Here is a 16,519-nt window from a genome sequence, read left to right on the forward strand (position 1 = left end):
CGCGTCTTGCGATATGCTGTAATTTGGGTAATTTATACTTTTAAAAGGTTTATGATGAATAATTTTAGTAAAATCGGCTTTATCTTGGCTGCCCTTGGTAGCTCCATAGGTTTGGGGCATATTTGGCGTTTTCCCTACATTGCAGGAACAAATGGTGGTGGTGCGTTTGTGCTACTCTATCTGTTTTTAGCCCTTACCATAGGCATTGCTATGCTTGTGGGTGAAATGCTTATAGGCAATAAAGGCAAGGCAAATGCGTTTAAAAGCTATGAGAATCTTGACCCAAGCCCTAGCAAAAAATGGCGATATGCTGGGCTAACGCTCATTGGCGGACCTATTATCCTTTCATTTTATGCTATCATTCTAGGCTGGGTGTTTTACTACCTCTTTATGGTGAGTCTTAATCTCCCTAGCGATATGAAAAGCTCTGGGGCGGTGTTTGGCGAACTCTATAAAAATGGCTTTGTGCCTCAAACGCTAGGGCTACTTTTTGTTATGGGCTTGACAGGCTGGATTATCTCTCGTGGGGTAAAAAGGGGTATTGAACTTTTGAATCTTATCCTTACACCTTTGCTTTTTATTATTTTCTTTGGGTTGCTTATCTATGCGATGAGTATGGATTCTTTTGGCAGGGCTGTGGAGTTTATGCTAAGCTTTGATATACAGGAGGCTAAAAAGGCTCTTAGCCTTGATGTGTTTGTTGATTCCTTAGGGCAGGTGTTTTTCTCGTTATCTCTTGGAGTTGGGATTATCATCACTTACGCGGCAAGTTCAGATTCTAATCAAAACCTTCTAAAAAGCTCACTTTGGATTGTGTTATCCGGCATTGCTATTGCGATTATGGCGGGGCTTATGATTTTTACCTTTGTGTTTGAGTATGAAGGCGTTGTCAATAAGGGGGCTGGGCTTATCTTTGTAACCCTACCTGTGATGTTCTCTCATCTTGGAATCTTAGGTAACATCATCGCCTTTTTGTTCCTTATCGCCTTTAGCTTTGCTGGGATCACTTCTACTATCTCACTGCTTGAACCTGCTGTAATGTATATGAGTGAGACTTATGGCTGGAGCAGGGCGAAGGCGACTTGGAGCATTACACTTGCTATCATCGCTCTTGGAATGGTGATTGTCTGCTCTATTTGCACACCTGCGGCGGATTATTTGGCTGTTGGCGGAAAGTCGCTTATGGATATTATTGAGTTTCTTTCAGCAAACTTTCTTATGTCTATCGGTGGGCTTTTGGCGGTGATTTTTATCGGTTGGGTCGTGCCAAAAGAAAAATTAGAATCTTACACTGCCCACTTCTTTGGGAATTTTGGCTTTAATGTGTGGTATTACCTTATGCGTTATATCACGCCACTTATTACTATCATCATTCTTTTAGCAAAAATCGCAGAATTTTTTATGGGCGAAGATGCGGTAAAATCTATCATTGAGAGTATGGGGCTTTAGGACTTAAGATTCCAAAAATGCTTAGATTCCTATCCTGCTATGGCGACTTCAAAAGAGTATAAGGACTATGTGCTGGAGCGTTTATGCGAGTATATGACGGATTTGAGCAAAGATTCTAAGGGCGGAGTAGAATCTTACACTGTTAGTGCGAGAAAAATGTTTGGGGAATATTGCGTCTATATACAAGATTCTAAATCTATGCAAAAGCCCAAAGCACTTTTCCTGCTTTGCGATGAGTGTGTATTTGTAAAACAATATAAGCTTTTAGAATCTCTTTTAGCCCACTCTCAAAAAGCAAAGCCATATCCGGGTGCAAAGGAATGGTATATGATTGATATTGATTCTAAGGAAGTGTTGCAAGAGATTATCACAATTCTTGCCCCGATTTTATGTGCTAAAGATTCTAAAAACACTTAAAACAACACAGAATCTAGCAAAATTTATCACGCACTTTTTTTACACAAACTCCCTTAGCAAACTCGGTTTATTCGCACTCATAAAGTGGAATTTATTATGCAATGTTTGTAAATCCTTAAAAAGCTTGTTTGAAAGCTCTAAGCCGATTTTTCGCTCTTCTTCCTTGCCTTTAATACTCGCCTTTTCTAGCTTTTGCACCCATTCATCTGGAATATACACGCCGGGCAGTTTATCCCGCAAGAATAACGCCACCTTATAGCTTGGCACAGGGAAAAATCCTAGAATCATCACGCAGTTTTGCCCTAACTCTTTATTTATAGATTCCATGCTCTCAAGCAAAAACCTTGCGGATTCAAGTGAGAATACAGGTTGAGTGAAAAGCCCTTGCACTAAAGAATTACTAAGCTTTTTTAGCATTTTCTTTTTTAAAGATTCTGTGTTGTTGGCATAGGAATTAATAACTGAAAAATTATAGATTGTCTCCACGCTATCCTTTAGCACCTTGCCATTTGCCGCTATGCCTTGATTTAACCCATCTATAATCCTGCCTAGCTTCAAAGAACTCTCTTCAAACACACCCTTAGCCCCTGTGCAATCGCCATTTTTCACCCCATCGCCACTAAGGCTTAAAAAGGAGCGAAGTCCAAACTCATTTGCCCCCAAAATATCGCCACACAAAGCAATGGAGTTTCTATCTCGCATTGAAAGCGTGCAAATCACGGGCTTTTGCAAGGCATTTTGCAGCTTGATAGAGCTTAGGATTGAAGAGGGTTTCAGCCGTGCAAGTGGGGAATCTGTGCAGACAAAACAATCTGCTTGACTTAAAGATTCTAACTCATCTATTACGCCCTGCCCAATTGTAGAGCTAAGGCTCGGTGAGACTTCTACGCTTAAAAATGGCTCGTTACTTTTTAGTTTAGTGATGAGTTGGTCTAACATTTTTTATCCTTTTTATTTTAGTTTTTTACGAATCTCCTGCCACTTGCTAAATTTTCTAATTTCTCTTTATTTTTCTATGCTTTCTTTTTTTCGCAAAAAGGGGTTTATCCCCTCCCCGCCCCCCTTAGCCCCGAAAAAGTCGCCACTTTTTCGGCAATCAAGGGGAGAGCCTCGCTATTCCCTCTCTAGCTTCGCTTTGGCGGTGGCACTGCTGCCACCTTATTCCCAAAGCTACGCACCACGAGAGGGGCGAGATACGGATTGCACACCTTGTGTGCTATATTGATTTGGATTTTACTAACGCAAAATCTCTGTGGTTGTAGAATCTTCTTGAGATTCTGGAGTCTTAGAATCTGCCATTGTGGAATCTGATTGAGATTCTAAGCCTTTTAGATTTTTCGCCTTTTTCAAAGGCTCAAAATGACAAAAAACATAGAATTTGCGTAAGATTCTGCAATGCTAGAATCCACAATTCTAGTATTTGCGGTGGTGCTAGTGGGGCTTTTTGTGCATTTTAGGGGGGAGCTAGACATAGAGTCTGCGGTTCCCCTAAAATGCACAAAATCGCCACTATGACTACCCAAAGACGAATTGCCCCTTAGCCCCTTACTTGCTTCACTGCCTCTACTATGTTTTGGAGACTTGGCTTCACCTCTTCCCACTTCCTAGTCTTTAGCCCACAATCTGGATTTATCCATAACTGCTCTTTTGGCAGCACTTCAAGCAAAGCTTTAATTTGTGCTACTAGCTCTTCTACGCTTGGGATTCTAGGGCTATGTATGTCATACACTCCCGGTCCCACTTCATTTGTATAGCCAACTTGCTTAAAGACTTTTAATAGCTCATTGCCACTTCTAGCCGTTTCAATGCTAATCACATCAGCATCAAGGGCTTCAATGGTTTTAATAATATCATTAAACTCGCTATAACACATATGCGTGTGAATCTGCGTCTTTGGATCGGCAATTGCCACTGAAGTTTTAAAACACGACAATGCCCACGATTCATAATCCTTAATATTTTCAGCTCTCAAAGGATAGCCCTCTTTAAACGCTGCCTCATCAACTTGAATGACTTTAATCCCAGCCTTTTGCAAGTCATCAATCTCATCGGCAATACACAAGGCTAACTGCTCACAGACTTCCTTTCTACTCAAGTCATCACGCACAAAGCTCCAGTTCAAAATCGTTACAGGACCTGTCAGCATTCCTTTCATCACTTTTTGTGTCAAACTTTGCGCGTAAGTTATCCACTCAACAGTCATAGCCTTTGGTCGCTCCACATCGCCATAAATGATAGGGGGTTTCACACAGCGGCTACCATAGCTTTGCACCCACGCATTTGTGCTAAACACAAAGCCGCTTAGCTGCTCCCCAAAATACTCCACCATATCATTTCGCTCCGGCTCCCCGTGCACCAACACATCAAGCCCGATAGAATCTTGAAACTCCACACAATCCTTAATATACGCCTTTATGCCCTTTTCATACTCTGTCTTATTTATTTCGCCCTTTTTATAGCCTAGACGCAATGCCCTTATTTCGCTAGTTTGCGGGAATGAGCCAATGGTAGTAGTCGGCAAAAGCGGAAAATTGAGTGCTTCTTTTTGAATCTTAATGCGTTCTTTAAAAGGCAGACTTCGCTCTTTTATACTATAAGATTCTACCCTTTGGCGTATAGCTGTATTATGCGTTTTGCTAGAGTTTTTGCGAGATTGATTTATCGCTTTATTCTGCTCTAAAAAGCTTTGCGTAGCAGAATCTAAGCTCCCTTTATACGCCTTTTCTATCGCACAAAGTTCAGTAATCTTCTCCCTAGCAAAGCTTAGCCACGATAAAATCTCTTTTTCAATCTTGCTCTCTCCCTCTTTACTAAAAGGCAGGTGCAAAAGTGAGCAAGAAGCACTCACTACAATCCTATCCTTTGGCACAATGCTACTAATAGATTCTAAAAGCTTCAATTTAGATTCAATATCTGCTACCCAAATATTTCGCCCATCAACAACCCCAGCGTAGAGAATCTTATCACTCTGTGCGATTAAATCTAAACTCTCTTTATTTTTCTCTCCATAGATAAAATCAAGCCCAAGCCCTGCAATTTTTGACTTTACAAGTATTTTTGTAAGCTCATTACTATGCTCAAAAAATGTGCTTACAATCGCCTGTATGCCTCTTTCAGCAATGGCGTTATAAACACTCAATACTTCAGATTCTATATCAATGCCACTAAAAATATCTTTGTTTAGCCCACGCACAAAAAGCGGCTCACTAAACTCAATAGCGACTTTAGAATCTAGCTTTGCTATCTCTTTTATTAACTCCAAATACGCCGCTTTTAGCTTATTAAAAATAGTAGCACCATTGCCATTTGTAATTTTACTTAGCCCAAAGAATGTAAAAAGCCCAATGAGTGAGATTTTAGGGCGATAGCCTAGCGTTTTTGCCTCATTATAATAAGCTTTAATATTGTTTATATCTGCCTTGTAGTTATCATCTTCACTTAGCTCTGGCACGACATAGTGATAGTTTGTATTAAACCACTTTGTCATCTCACACGCCACACCGCTTTTATGCCCTCTTGCCATTGCAAAATAGCCCTCTAGCCCACTTAAATCCCTAAATCGCTTAGGCTTTGCGTTTAACGAGTATGCTAAATCTAGCACATTATCATACAAGCTAAAGTCATTCACACATACAAAGTCCAAATCCTTTTGCTCCGCCCAATGCTTCTCGCACAAAGCCTTTGAGACAGATTCTAAGTCGCTTTGTGTGCTTTTACCACTCCAAAAGCTCTCCAACGCCTTTTTTAACTCTCTATTTTGTCCAACTCGTGGAAATCCTAAAATACTACTCATAGCAGTCTCCTTAAAGTTTAATTTTTTACACCGCTATTTTTGCATAAAATTTTTAAATACAATATGTAATTTTAATTTTTTGTAGATTATTTTGCGTAGATTTAGAATCTCATCTTGTAAATCGCCCTAATAAAAGGCATTTTCAGCAGAGATACAAAAAGTAACAAATACAATATGTAATTTTAATTTTTTGAAAAATGAAATATTTTTAAGCCTAATTCCACAAACGGAATCCTAGCCCCAAACGATGTGAGTGCATTTTATATTCAAAGAGATTATCGCCATAGCCATTGACATATTGACAATAGATTCCCATATTCTTAGAAATACGGAGAGTATAGCCAAGCTCTACATAAGGATAATATCGCAATGCCACAGGCGGACGCATATACAATTCCAAAAGATGCTTATTTGTTTTGTAATACAAATGTAAGTCATTGTATCCACGATACAGGGGCAAATCGCGATTATCGTGGATAAAGCCCTCAAAATTTGTCCCAATATACGCCCACGCTCCAAGCCTTATGCCAAAAGTGCCTTTGTTTGCAGTATCGTATTCCCACAACACACGGAGCAAAAGGCGATTTTGTGTGCGAGAACGCAACGCCCTTTCGCCATTAGAAGTGTGATTGTAACCAAATGATATATCCTTAATCGCCCCACCCAAAAAGGCGATGGGGGCTTCATAGCTATAAAACAGCTCGGGCTGATAGTCAATATCGCGGAATGGGCGAGAATCTTCCTTGTTGTAGTTTTGAAACCACGCAGTTTGCGTATAGGCAAAATACAAGCTCCCATAAGGTGAAAAATGCCCTTTTATCACAGGCATTTTAAAGCTAAATTGAAACTTCGTCTCCGTGTCATTATTCCCCACAGCAGGGTCACTAAAACTATGATAAAAAGGCAAAATATACACTGATTTATGACGATAAAGGGCTAGATAATGGCTTGAAAAATTAGAATCTTCAGTGATTGTAGAAACCGCATTTGATGTGTTATGAGATTCTGCTTTTTTATCATCTTGCTGTTTGTTTTGTGAATCTTGGGATAAAAGCTCTAAGGATTTATCTGCGGGATTTTCATTCTCCGCATTTTGTGTATGCGTTTGACTTTCATCTGCCCATACAACACAACACATAGTAAAAGCACAACACACAACTCGCCATATTATATTTTTTCTCATCTCTACTTATCCCTAGCACCTTAAAGTTTAAAGTTTTATCAAATGATGTAAAATGTATCAATAATTTTAACATACACGAGGCAATACACAAAAAGTAGTATTTGACTTAACAAAACTATGTCAATAAAGTTTGTCCCACAGAATAAAATAGCTTTATTTAAGCTTGTCAAAAAAAACACCATACTTAAATCTTTCATAAAATACGACATAAGGAGAAAAAATGAAAGTTTCAAAAGCATTAGTGGCATTAAGTCTTATAGACAGTTTAGCAAGTTTAGCAATAGCAGATGATATAGATTCTGAAATTGCAAAGCTTAAAAAGGAAAATGAGCTTTTAGAATTACAAAAGAAAAATCAAAATCTTAAAAAAGGTAGTGGTAGCTCATCTAGCTCACAAGATGGATTAGCAAGTGAATTGACAGGGTGGTTTGTAGGAGCAGAGCTTGGATATAGTCCTAGTGTTACAAATTATGTCAATCAAACAAATAATCCTGCATTCCCACTTCTAACAAACACAACCTTTGCCCTACCTATCAATCTAGGCTTTGGGTATCAATGAGTATCCTTGGGATAATGCAGGATTCAAGTTTAGAGGTTATGTAGGCTATGCAAATTATAATGCTAAAATATCGCTTGGCAATGAAAAAGGCAATCAAAACTCACAAGCTATCCATTATGGACTTGAAGCAGAATATCTTTATGACTTTATTGCAAGTCAAACGCATACTTTTGGTTTAAACATAGGCACAGGATATGAGTTTGGAAGTTTTATGGGGCAAAATATTACATCAAATGGGAATGATATAAACTTTAAAGGTTATACTTCATCTAGCTGGACTTCAAGTATAGGAATCCACTACTTCTATAATGTCAATCATCAGTTTGAGTTAAAATACCGCTATCGCTCGGGCTATGGATATGATGATGGCGGAAAGGTAGATGTTGATTATGGCTCAACTAGAGGAACTTCAACATTTCAATACGCCTCTACACCTAAAGGCTCAATTATCTTTGCTTACAATTATAAGTTTTAGAATCTAAGTAGGGGCTGGATAAGACTTACTCACGCCCCTTAGTCAAGCGTGAGTATTGGATAATCTAAATCTTAGTAGCACTTGACTACTATAAAACATAGTAGTATAATGGCAACTAAGATTTCTGTCAAAATCTTATCCATAGTAACCTCCTTTATAAAGAAGTAGGTTACACTTCAAGGGGATGGTCGCCCCTTGAGGCAACCCCTATCGCTATTATATCTCACTTTTCTTAACTTCAAATTCCCTTGTTTGCTTGTCTTAAGGTTTTATGACTTTTCATTTTTATTGCCACATTAACGATAAATCCATCATACTATGCTATATTTGAGAGATGAAATAAAATGGCTATGCTGCAAAAAAATGCTAAAATCCTAGTTTAGTTCTTAGTAAGGAGTTTTTATGTGTGGGATTGTGGGCTACATTGGCAGAGATGAGAAAAAGCAGATTCTATTAAATGGCTTAAAAGAGCTAGAGTATCGAGGATATGATAGTGCGGGGATAGCCGTGCTAAGCCTTGATGAGCTGCAAACTTTCAAGACTGTGGGGAAGCTAGAAAATCTAGAATCTAAATGCAGAGACTTTAGCTTTCAGGGCTTTGGTGTAAGCATTGGACATACGCGTTGGGCGACACACGGCAAACCCACTGAAGCAAACGCCCACCCACATATCGCTGATTTTAGTAATGTCGTGCATAATGGGATTATTGAAAACTATCAAGAGTTAAAGACTATGCTTGAAAGCAAGGGGCATAGCTTTATCTCTCAAACAGATACTGAAGTCATCGTGCATTTATTTGAAGAAAAGCTTAAAAATACGCAAGATTGCTACACTGCCTTTACTTCCACAATAGCCGAGCTTAAGGGGGCTTTTGCCATTTTGCTTATCACAAAACTTGCTCCAGATTCTATCTTTTATGCTAAAAATGGCTCTCCGCTCATCATCGGCAAAAGTGCCTCACAAGAAGATGAGATTTACTTTGCAAGCTCTGATGCACCACTCATTGGCTTTGTGGATAGTGTGGTATATCTTAATGATGGGGATATGGGGGTGATGAAGCTTGGCTCTTTTTCACAGCTTAAAAACCCAAAAAAGCTTGATAGCAGCAAAGGTTATGCTCAAAAAGAGGGCTTCCGCTACTTTATGGAAAAAGAAATCTATGAGCAACACAAAGTTTTGCTAGAGACAATGATGGGGCGTGTGAGTGAAGGGGATATTACGCTTAGTGAAATAGAATCTGGCTTTTTTGATGATATACAAAGCATTAGCATTTGTGCCTGTGGGACGAGCTATCACGCAGGGCTAAGTGCAAAGTATCTTTTTGAGCGACTAGCTAAAATTAAGACAAATGTGCTGATTGCAAGTGAGTTTCGCTATGCTAAGCCTGTTATGGATAAAAATGAGCTTTTTATCGTTATTTCCCAAAGTGGCGAGACTGCCGACACGCTTGAAGCCTTAAAACTTGCTAAGAAAAATGGCTTAAAAAGTCTAGCTATTTGCAATGTGGATAATAGCTCTATCGTGCGTGAATCTAGCGTATCCTTGCTTACTCGTGCTGGGATTGAAAAAGGCGTGGCTAGCACAAAAGCCTTTGCTACGCAGATGATGTTACTATGGATTCTAAGTGTGTATGTTGGCAAACTCCGCGGACACATCAAGCAAGATGAGCTAAAAACCCATATCGCACAAATGGTAGAATCTGCTAAGGCTACAAAGGTAGATTCTGCGATGCACGAGCATATCAAACGCCTTTCAAAGCGGTATTTGCACGGACACGGCTTTTTCTTTATTGGGCGAGATATTTTCTATCCTTTGGCGTTGGAAGGGGCATTGAAACTTAAAGAGATTAGCTATCTTCACGCGGAGGGCTACCCAAGTGGTGAAATGAAGCACGGACCAATCGCACTAGCTGATGCGGAGCTTTTTACCCTAGCGCTTATGCCTAAGCATTTGCTTTTTGATAAGATTAAAAGCAATGTAGAAGAGCTGAGTGCGCGTGATGCGACTATTTGTGCGGTAAGCACAGAGCAGATTCAAGGTGTTGATGATATGCTACTTGTCCAGCCTTGTCAAAGCTATATGGAGGAGTTTTTCTCTATGATGGTGGTACTGCAAATCTTTGCCCTTGAAGTTGCTATTCGGTTAGGCAATGATGTAGATATGCCAAGGAATCTAGCAAAAAGTGTAACGGTGGAATAAAACTCAAGCCTTGATAATCGCCTTATTATCTCTAATCTCTAACACCTGCACCCTATCGCCCTCTTTTAGTGGCGTATTAGATTCTAATGTGCCAGATTCTAATCCATTAGAATCTAATGTAAGGGCTTTTTCATACGCCCATAATGTGCCTTTGAAATACACCATTCCCTGCTGAATCTCACCTACACCGCCACCATTTTGCAGAGAATCTTCATAGACTTTCGAGCCTTTAAACCACGATTTTATGGGCTTTCTTAGCAAAATAAGTGTAAGAAAAGCAAAAGCACAAATGCTTACCGCCTGCCACGCATACACGCTCTCCACACTTCCACCTATGATGTTGCCAAAGCCAACAAATGCTTCAATCCCAGCTGTGATACATAGCCCTAAACCGATGAAAAGCAAGAAAAATGAGCCAAAAAATATCTCCGCCACGATACAGCCAAGCCCCAACCCCAAAAGCATAAGTGCCGACATCTCACTTCCTTATATTTGCATTGTTTTTAGAAAACTCCCATAAGGGATTTGGATTCTAAGATTTGACACTCACAAGCAAATCCTAGAATCCACAAAGCCAGATTCTACGCCTTTTTACCCTTGCCTAGAAACTCACCTATCACACTAAGCCCACCGATAAATTCACTCGTCTCATAGGGGATAATCACCTTATCCTTGCTTGGATTCTTGCTTAACTCTGTGAAAGCTACAATCCGCTCCTTTGTCAGCAAAAACTCCGCTGCTTGTGCGTTTTTACTCATTTGATTAGCGATAAGCTCCATTGCATCGCTCTGTCCTTGTGCTAGGGCGATTTGCTCATATTTTTTAGCATCTGCCATACGCTCAATGGCTTCAGCTTGCAAAACCTTTTCTTGCTTTAGGGCTTCAGCGTTGCGGATTAGCGCTTCTTTTTCCGCCTGTGCTTTTAGCTCAATGGCGCGTTTTTCTCTCTCTGCCTTCATCTGCAGATTCATCGCATTTTCTATATCTTTTGGCACAGAGATTTCGCTAATCTCCACACGCATAATTTTCACCCCCCAATTATTTGCCGCATCGCCCAAAGCCACTTGCAAAGCGGCATTAAGCCTATCGCGAGATGAGAGGGAGTCATCTAAATTTATCCGCCCTATCTCACCGCGAAGTGTCGTGGTAGCAAGGTTTGCGATGGCTTGTTTATAGTCATTGACACTATATACCGCGGATTTTGCGTCAAAGACTTTCAAAAACACAATCCCATCAATGTTAATATTGACATTATCTTTGGTAATCACCTGCTGCCGCCCAATGTCTATCATCTGCTCCCTAGCACTCACCACCGCACTTAGCCTATCAATTATGGGGATAATGAAGTGAAACCCGCCATCAAGCACCCTATGGAATCTCCCCAGCCGTTCCACAATGGCAATATCTGTTTGTGAGATAATCTTTATCCCAAAAGCTAGCACCGCCACACATAAGACCAACACCACACCAGTAAAAATAAGCATAAAATCTCCTTTGTTGCATTTATAACGATATTATAAATGAGATTATTAAACTAGGCTTATTTTGTGATTGTATTTGATTAAAGTTTATACGCTCTCTTTAGGTGTCATTAATAAAAGATTCTATAAAGTTGAATTGATATTTTAGAGTCTAAAACAAGCACTTAAACACATATTTTTAGTAACTTTATCTATCTACATATAGCCTACACTTTAGAATCTAAAATGCGTTTATTATAATCCAGCATAAGTTCTTGTTTTTCTGTGTCATATTTTATATTGATGTTGTTTTCACAATGCACGACACAATCATTAAAATCACTAAAATTTGCATTATTATTTTCAAAGCTTAATCGCATATTTGCATTGTTATTTTGTGTGATTTTTGCGTGTGAAAAAGCGTCTATATAAACCATATTTTCCCATTTATCAATGATTTGAAATTCAGCTCTACTTGCAGCCAAACACAAAGGCACAATATGATGAAGTTCAAAGCCCTTTTCCTTTGTGATATTGTGCTTTTCAAAATATAAATCTTTTTCTTTAATGGAGCGTTTAAGCTTGGTATTGTCTTCATAGATTCCATAAGTTCCTGTGCGAATATAAAGCTTAGAATCATTTTTGTTGTATTCAAAATATGCCATTTGTGTTAAAAGACTTAGAATCTGTTGTGTTTCGTTTAAAAAGTTATGAAAATCTCTCTTTTGTGTTTTATCACCGCTAAAATTTTTAGGCTCACAATAATCTTTTACTTTCTCAAGCAAAGCTTGTTTTTGAAATTTACTTAAAGTTCTATAATCTCTAATGAGCGAGATAATATCGCTACGATTATAGGTTTTAGAATCTAGTTTTTGATATAGAAAAGTTACAAAAAATAATACTTCATAGAGTGTCAAAGAATTACTCTTTAATTCTAAAATAATATGCAAAATCTCTTCGCCAAAACCTTGCATAAGATTTTCTAAAGCCCTTGTAAAAAGTAAATTGTGTGTGAAAATATCTGTGCTTTGTAAAAACTCTATGCCAAAATCTGTAAGAGCAATATATTTTTTCGTGCCATTATCAAATGGATTTAATTGTTTCTTTTTAGCGTTAAATCTATCAATAAGCCCCATTCTATGTAAATCTACAAAGATATTTTTACGCAAAGAATCTTGTGTGCATCGCCCAAGTTTTGAAGAGATTTTTGTTGTAAGCTCAGCATATTTTTCTTCACCTTCAATATTATAGGGTCGTTTGCTTAAATCACTTGTGCGGATTTGCAATAATGTATCCCCACAAAGCTCGTAAATCTCTTGTAAAATCACTAGAATTTCTTTTTGCGTATAGCGATTATGTTGTGAGATTTGCAACCCTCTATAATTATCACTTTGCACTCGTTTTACTAGAAATTTTATACATTCTCTACTAGAATCTATTTGTAAAATCTCTTGTAAAACTTTATCCATTAGCACTCCTTTATATTTAAGCTAGAATCCACATATTCAATACTCGCTTCACAGCCGATAAAATTTCTCTCTAAATCCCTTGCTACTAGGCTTGTCATTCCACTTCCGCTAAATAAATCTAGCACTAAATCCCCCTTTTTAGAACTCGCCTTTATCATTCGCTCAATCATCTCTTTTGGCTTTATGGTTGGGTGATGGAGCTTTTGCGTTTTGCCATTTACTTTTTGCTTGTGTCTTTGACTAGCGATTTCCCATACATCAGGGCAGAGTTTGCCATTTTCGTTTGGATACCACCTTTTGCCATTTTTTAGGATTCCATTTTTTTTAGCGTGTTCTATGCGACTTGTTGATTCATAAGGCACACGGATAGATTCTGGATTAAAACAATAGCTTTTAGAATCCATTGTGTAAAATAAAATAGATTCTTGGTTATTTACAAAGCGTTTTTTTGTATAGCTTAAGCCGTCTTTTTTATACCAAGTGATGAAGTTTTGAAACACAGCTTTTTCTTGTAAGTAATGCAAAAATAACGCACAATGATAAGGGGTATTAAAGATATAAAAACTCCCATTTTTTTTCATTTTTGGCAATAATAAATCTATCCATTTATAGCTAAATGCTAAAAATTCTTTTTCACTTTTAAAACTATCCCAAGATGCTATTTTTAGATTATAAGGTGGGTCAATTATGGCTAAATCAATGCTAGAATCTGCCAAAGATTCTAAAAAGCTAAAGCAATCTTGTATATAAATTTTATTGAGCATTACCCTGCCCTTGCATTGCAAATAAGCCACTCTCCCCAAGCTTTTCCTCAATCACGCTTTTATAATGCGGATAAATCTCATAGCCTATGAAATTCCGCCCTAGCTCCTTTGCCACTTTTAGCGTTGTCCCACTCCCAGCAAAAGGGTCTAGCACAATATCCCCTATAAAAGAGTAAAGTTTAATAAGGCGGTAAGGAATTATTTCGGGCATAATAGCAGCGTGTTTGCCAAAGGCAGAATCTGCTTTATTTGGTATAGGTATATCCCAGATTTGCTTGGTAAATTGCACCCATTCTTTTTGGCTAAGCTTGCTTTGCTCTTTTAGCTCTTGTGGCGTGTTCTGTGGCTTACCATCTTTGACATAAATCGTGATGAATTCGCTTGTATTTTGCGCGTAAAAATTGCGTGGGTAAGGGTAGCTTCCAAACATCAATTTTTTAGTCGTATTGGTGCGATTCCAAATATATAAATCAAGTAAAAAGAGAGGAGTAGATTCTAAAATGCTATGTTGTATATCACTTTGTAAGTCAAAAATATGGCGATTATAATGCGTGTTTAAGTCTCTTTTAAATATCGGCATTAAAGGCACATTAATGCAGAGTTTGCCATTTGGCTTTAGCACCCGCTCACATTCACGCCATACTTTTAAAAGCTCTTGAATGTAGGTTTTGTAATCTGTAAGACTGCCTAAATCCCCCCCCCCGCAACTGCAGAGTGTTTTACATTTTGATAGCCATCTTTTGAGTAGTCTTTGATATTAAAATACGGCGGACTTGTGATGATTAAATCCACACTGCATTCACTCACTTCACACATATTTTGACTAGATTTATAAAAGATTTTGTTCATTTAGTGGGATATTTCCTTATTGACTTTATTTAGCTTTGTTTGTTTTATAATCGCATTTTACCACATTTTTACAAGCTTCTCTCTCTTTCTCTTGCCACAGCACCACGCTTTTTATGCACTCTTTTTGGAGGGCTTTGATAAAAGATTCTATAAAGTTAAAATGATATTTCCTAAGCCTTATAAATCAAATCAAGACTAATCATTCCTTGAAGTTTATTTTCAGCATTTAAAAGTGGTTTAAAAAGATGTATTAAATCAAGATTGATGATAGCTACATTCCATAGTATATTTGTGTATTTATCGCAAGAGTAAATCTCAAAAGCAAAGATATAATCAACACTAAAAAATGGTGATATAGAATCTAACTTAAATTTTGAGCCAAGCCCTAAATATAAAGAATCTTTTTCTATGTAAGAAGTATGGATTTTATGAAACAATTCCTGCAATGAATCAAAATGATTGTCCTTAATATCTAAAAGTTTTTTCTCATCTTGTCTTAAATCGTTTTTCTTTTCTTTATTTTCTTGCAATAAAACAAAACATTTTTTAGAATCTTTATGGGCGATAATATCAACATAAATTCTCTTTGTCTGCCTACCATTGCCTATAAGTATAGCCTTATCACCCTGTGCTCCCGGATAACTCACGCTAAGAGTTTTAGCTCCAATTTTCTGCAATAGAACTACACTGGCAAAAGTTATAATATCTTCTTTTGCATTTTGCATTGTGAGTGGATATAAAGTTGTTGCATTGTTTATACCACCTTTTAGACTCAATAAATATTCTTTTGCAACATTTGCATTCCAAGATAATTCACATATTATATTGCTATAAGTGTCGCATAACCTTAAGCAACTAGAGTTTATAAAAATAGATTTATAAGTAATACTGTTGTAATTTTCTAAAAAATCTTTCAAGTCGTTATCCTCTATTTCAAAGTGATTTGAATTTTTCTTTTTGCATAAAACATTAATGTTTGTAGCTGTTTTAAAAACTTCTAACGCAATGTCTGCATTAAAATCCTGTTTGATTAATTTTTGAAGTTTATCTTGTATAGGGGTAGATAAACCATCAAAAAGAGAGTCGTAGCTTTCCTTGCCACTTTGCCTTTCTCTTTTTATAATAATTTTAGTAATGATATTTTCACCTTCAAAAAGAGCATTAACAAAAAATAAAATTCCCCTATCAGGATCCATTGCGTGTCCAAAACGATTAATTTTTACAATAAGTTTTTCGTTTTCTTTTTGAAATCTTGTAGAATTTGAAAAAGAGGCTTTTAGCTCCGCCAAATGCTTTTCATCAAAATACTGCATATTTTCACTAAGCAACTCATCGTAAAAATTTAAAGCAGTGGAATTTAAATGTTTTGATAAGATGTTTTTAAGTATATTTTCTATTTTAGTATTGTAGCGAATGCAAGAGTTGCGTTTAGGGTTGGTAAGCAACAAATCATTTTCACTTTCCCACTCTATAAAATACACAAGAGCGTTGATTTTTAGCGTGAGATTTTGTTCTCTTATAAGTGTGATTTTATCTCCACCACCGTGATTATTGGACAAACCTTTTGAATGTGGGCTAATCTTTAAAACAGGTATTTTAAAAAGGCTGGAATAAAAATATACATCACTTCTTTGCATTTTGTGATCATCTGTTGGCACAGCAGTTGAGTATTCTACTAATAAAATAGGGGTTTCTTGATTGTGTGAAACAATAGTAATGATTACATCAAAATCTTTAAGCTTAGTAATTTTTTGTAAAATAGAATCTTTTGTTGTAATATTGCCCCTAGCTTTTGTTGGATAAATGTTTTTAATATTAAAACTAGAATTTATGTTGTGTAAATATTCCTTAAAATCCAATCCTTGCTCCAAACATTCTGCATAGACGCGTATTTCCATAATT

At 37.4% G+C, this 16,519-nt stretch carries 14 protein-coding genes and 1 pseudogene; 5 read left to right on the forward strand and 10 right to left on the reverse strand.

The features are described from left to right. Nucleotides 1-51: 51 nt before the first annotated feature. Nucleotides 52-1,449: a sodium-dependent transporter gene (locus HCCG_RS01595; protein WP_174694509.1), complete on the forward strand. Its 1,398-nt coding sequence runs from the start codon at nucleotides 52-54 to the stop codon at nucleotides 1,447-1,449. 39 nt (nucleotides 1,450-1,488) lie between these two features. Further along, a complete protein-coding gene (locus HCCG_RS01600) occupies nucleotides 1,489-1,866 on the forward strand; it encodes a transcriptional regulator (protein ID WP_014667252.1) in 378 nt (125 codons plus the stop codon). A 39-nt stretch (nucleotides 1,867-1,905) separates the two neighbouring features. On the opposite strand, the gene HCCG_RS01605 is transcribed toward HCCG_RS01600, so the two are convergent. The 4 genes from HCCG_RS01605 to HCCG_RS01620 form a co-directional block, all read right to left on the reverse strand. Beyond that, nucleotides 1,906-2,805: a methylenetetrahydrofolate reductase gene (locus HCCG_RS01605; RefSeq protein ID WP_002955623.1), complete on the reverse strand. Its 900-nt coding sequence runs from the start codon at nucleotides 2,803-2,805 to the stop codon at nucleotides 1,906-1,908. A gap of 407 nt (nucleotides 2,806-3,212) precedes the next feature. Beyond that, nucleotides 3,213-3,389: a hypothetical protein gene (locus HCCG_RS11875; RefSeq protein ID WP_230197823.1), complete on the reverse strand. Its 177-nt coding sequence runs from the start codon at nucleotides 3,387-3,389 to the stop codon at nucleotides 3,213-3,215. 14 nt (nucleotides 3,390-3,403) lie between these two features. Further along, on the reverse strand, nucleotides 3,404-5,659 hold the full coding sequence (metE, locus tag HCCG_RS01615; RefSeq protein WP_002955627.1) for a 5-methyltetrahydropteroyltriglutamate--homocysteine S-methyltransferase: 2,256 nt from the start codon (nucleotides 5,657-5,659) through the stop codon (nucleotides 3,404-3,406). 214 nt (nucleotides 5,660-5,873) lie between these two features. Next, nucleotides 5,874-6,842, reverse strand: a complete 969-nt coding sequence (locus HCCG_RS01620) for a phospholipase A (RefSeq protein ID WP_002955628.1) — start codon at nucleotides 6,840-6,842, stop codon at nucleotides 5,874-5,876. 220 nt (nucleotides 6,843-7,062) lie between these two features. On the opposite strand from HCCG_RS01620, the gene HCCG_RS01625 reads away from it, so the two are divergent. The 3 genes from HCCG_RS01625 (at nucleotide 7,063) to glmS (ending at nucleotide 10,075) form a co-directional block, all read left to right on the forward strand. Further along, on the forward strand, nucleotides 7,063-7,401 hold the full coding sequence (locus tag HCCG_RS01625; protein WP_002955631.1) for a hypothetical protein: 339 nt from the start codon (nucleotides 7,063-7,065) through the stop codon (nucleotides 7,399-7,401). Further along, on the forward strand, nucleotides 7,388-7,876 hold the full coding sequence (locus HCCG_RS01630) for a hypothetical protein (RefSeq protein WP_002955632.1): 489 nt from the start codon (nucleotides 7,388-7,390) through the stop codon (nucleotides 7,874-7,876). Before HCCG_RS01625 ends, HCCG_RS01630 begins: the two co-directional genes overlap by 14 nt. 402 nt (nucleotides 7,877-8,278) lie before the next feature. Then, a complete protein-coding gene (gene glmS / locus HCCG_RS01635) occupies nucleotides 8,279-10,075 on the forward strand; it encodes a glutamine--fructose-6-phosphate transaminase (isomerizing) (RefSeq protein WP_002955633.1) in 1,797 nt (598 codons plus the stop codon). A 3-nt stretch (nucleotides 10,076-10,078) separates the two neighbouring features. On the opposite strand, the gene HCCG_RS01640 is transcribed toward glmS, so the two are convergent. The 6 genes and pseudogenes from HCCG_RS01640 to HCCG_RS01670 form a co-directional block, all read right to left on the reverse strand. Next, a complete protein-coding gene (locus tag HCCG_RS01640; RefSeq protein WP_014667256.1) occupies nucleotides 10,079-10,552 on the reverse strand; it encodes an NfeD family protein in 474 nt (157 codons plus the stop codon). A 104-nt stretch (nucleotides 10,553-10,656) separates the two neighbouring features. After that, a complete protein-coding gene (locus tag HCCG_RS01645) occupies nucleotides 10,657-11,559 on the reverse strand; it encodes an SPFH domain-containing protein (RefSeq protein ID WP_002955635.1) in 903 nt (300 codons plus the stop codon). Nucleotides 11,560-11,762: 203 nt separating this feature from the next. Beyond that, nucleotides 11,763-13,004, reverse strand: a complete 1,242-nt coding sequence (locus HCCG_RS01650; protein WP_015453803.1) for a hypothetical protein — start codon at nucleotides 13,002-13,004, stop codon at nucleotides 11,763-11,765. Beyond that, nucleotides 13,004-13,768 (reverse strand): DNA-methyltransferase, encoded by a 765-nt coding sequence (locus tag HCCG_RS01655; RefSeq protein WP_015453804.1) that lies wholly within the window; start codon nucleotides 13,766-13,768, stop codon nucleotides 13,004-13,006. The genes HCCG_RS01650 and HCCG_RS01655 overlap by 1 nt, the downstream gene beginning before the upstream one ends. Beyond that, a pseudogene (locus HCCG_RS01660) lies at nucleotides 13,758-14,584 on the reverse strand (DNA-methyltransferase). Before HCCG_RS01660 ends, HCCG_RS01655 begins: the two are co-directional and overlap by 11 nt. Before the next feature lie 203 nt (nucleotides 14,585-14,787). Continuing rightward, a partial coding sequence (locus tag HCCG_RS01670) for a hypothetical protein (RefSeq protein ID WP_230197825.1) occupies nucleotides 14,788-16,519 on the reverse strand: 1,732 nt, incomplete at its 5' end.

Origin of the sequence: Helicobacter cinaedi CCUG 18818 = ATCC BAA-847 (assembly GCF_000155475.1) — a bacterium.
Lineage (GTDB): Bacteria > Campylobacterota > Campylobacteria > Campylobacterales > Helicobacteraceae > Helicobacter_C > Helicobacter_C cinaedi.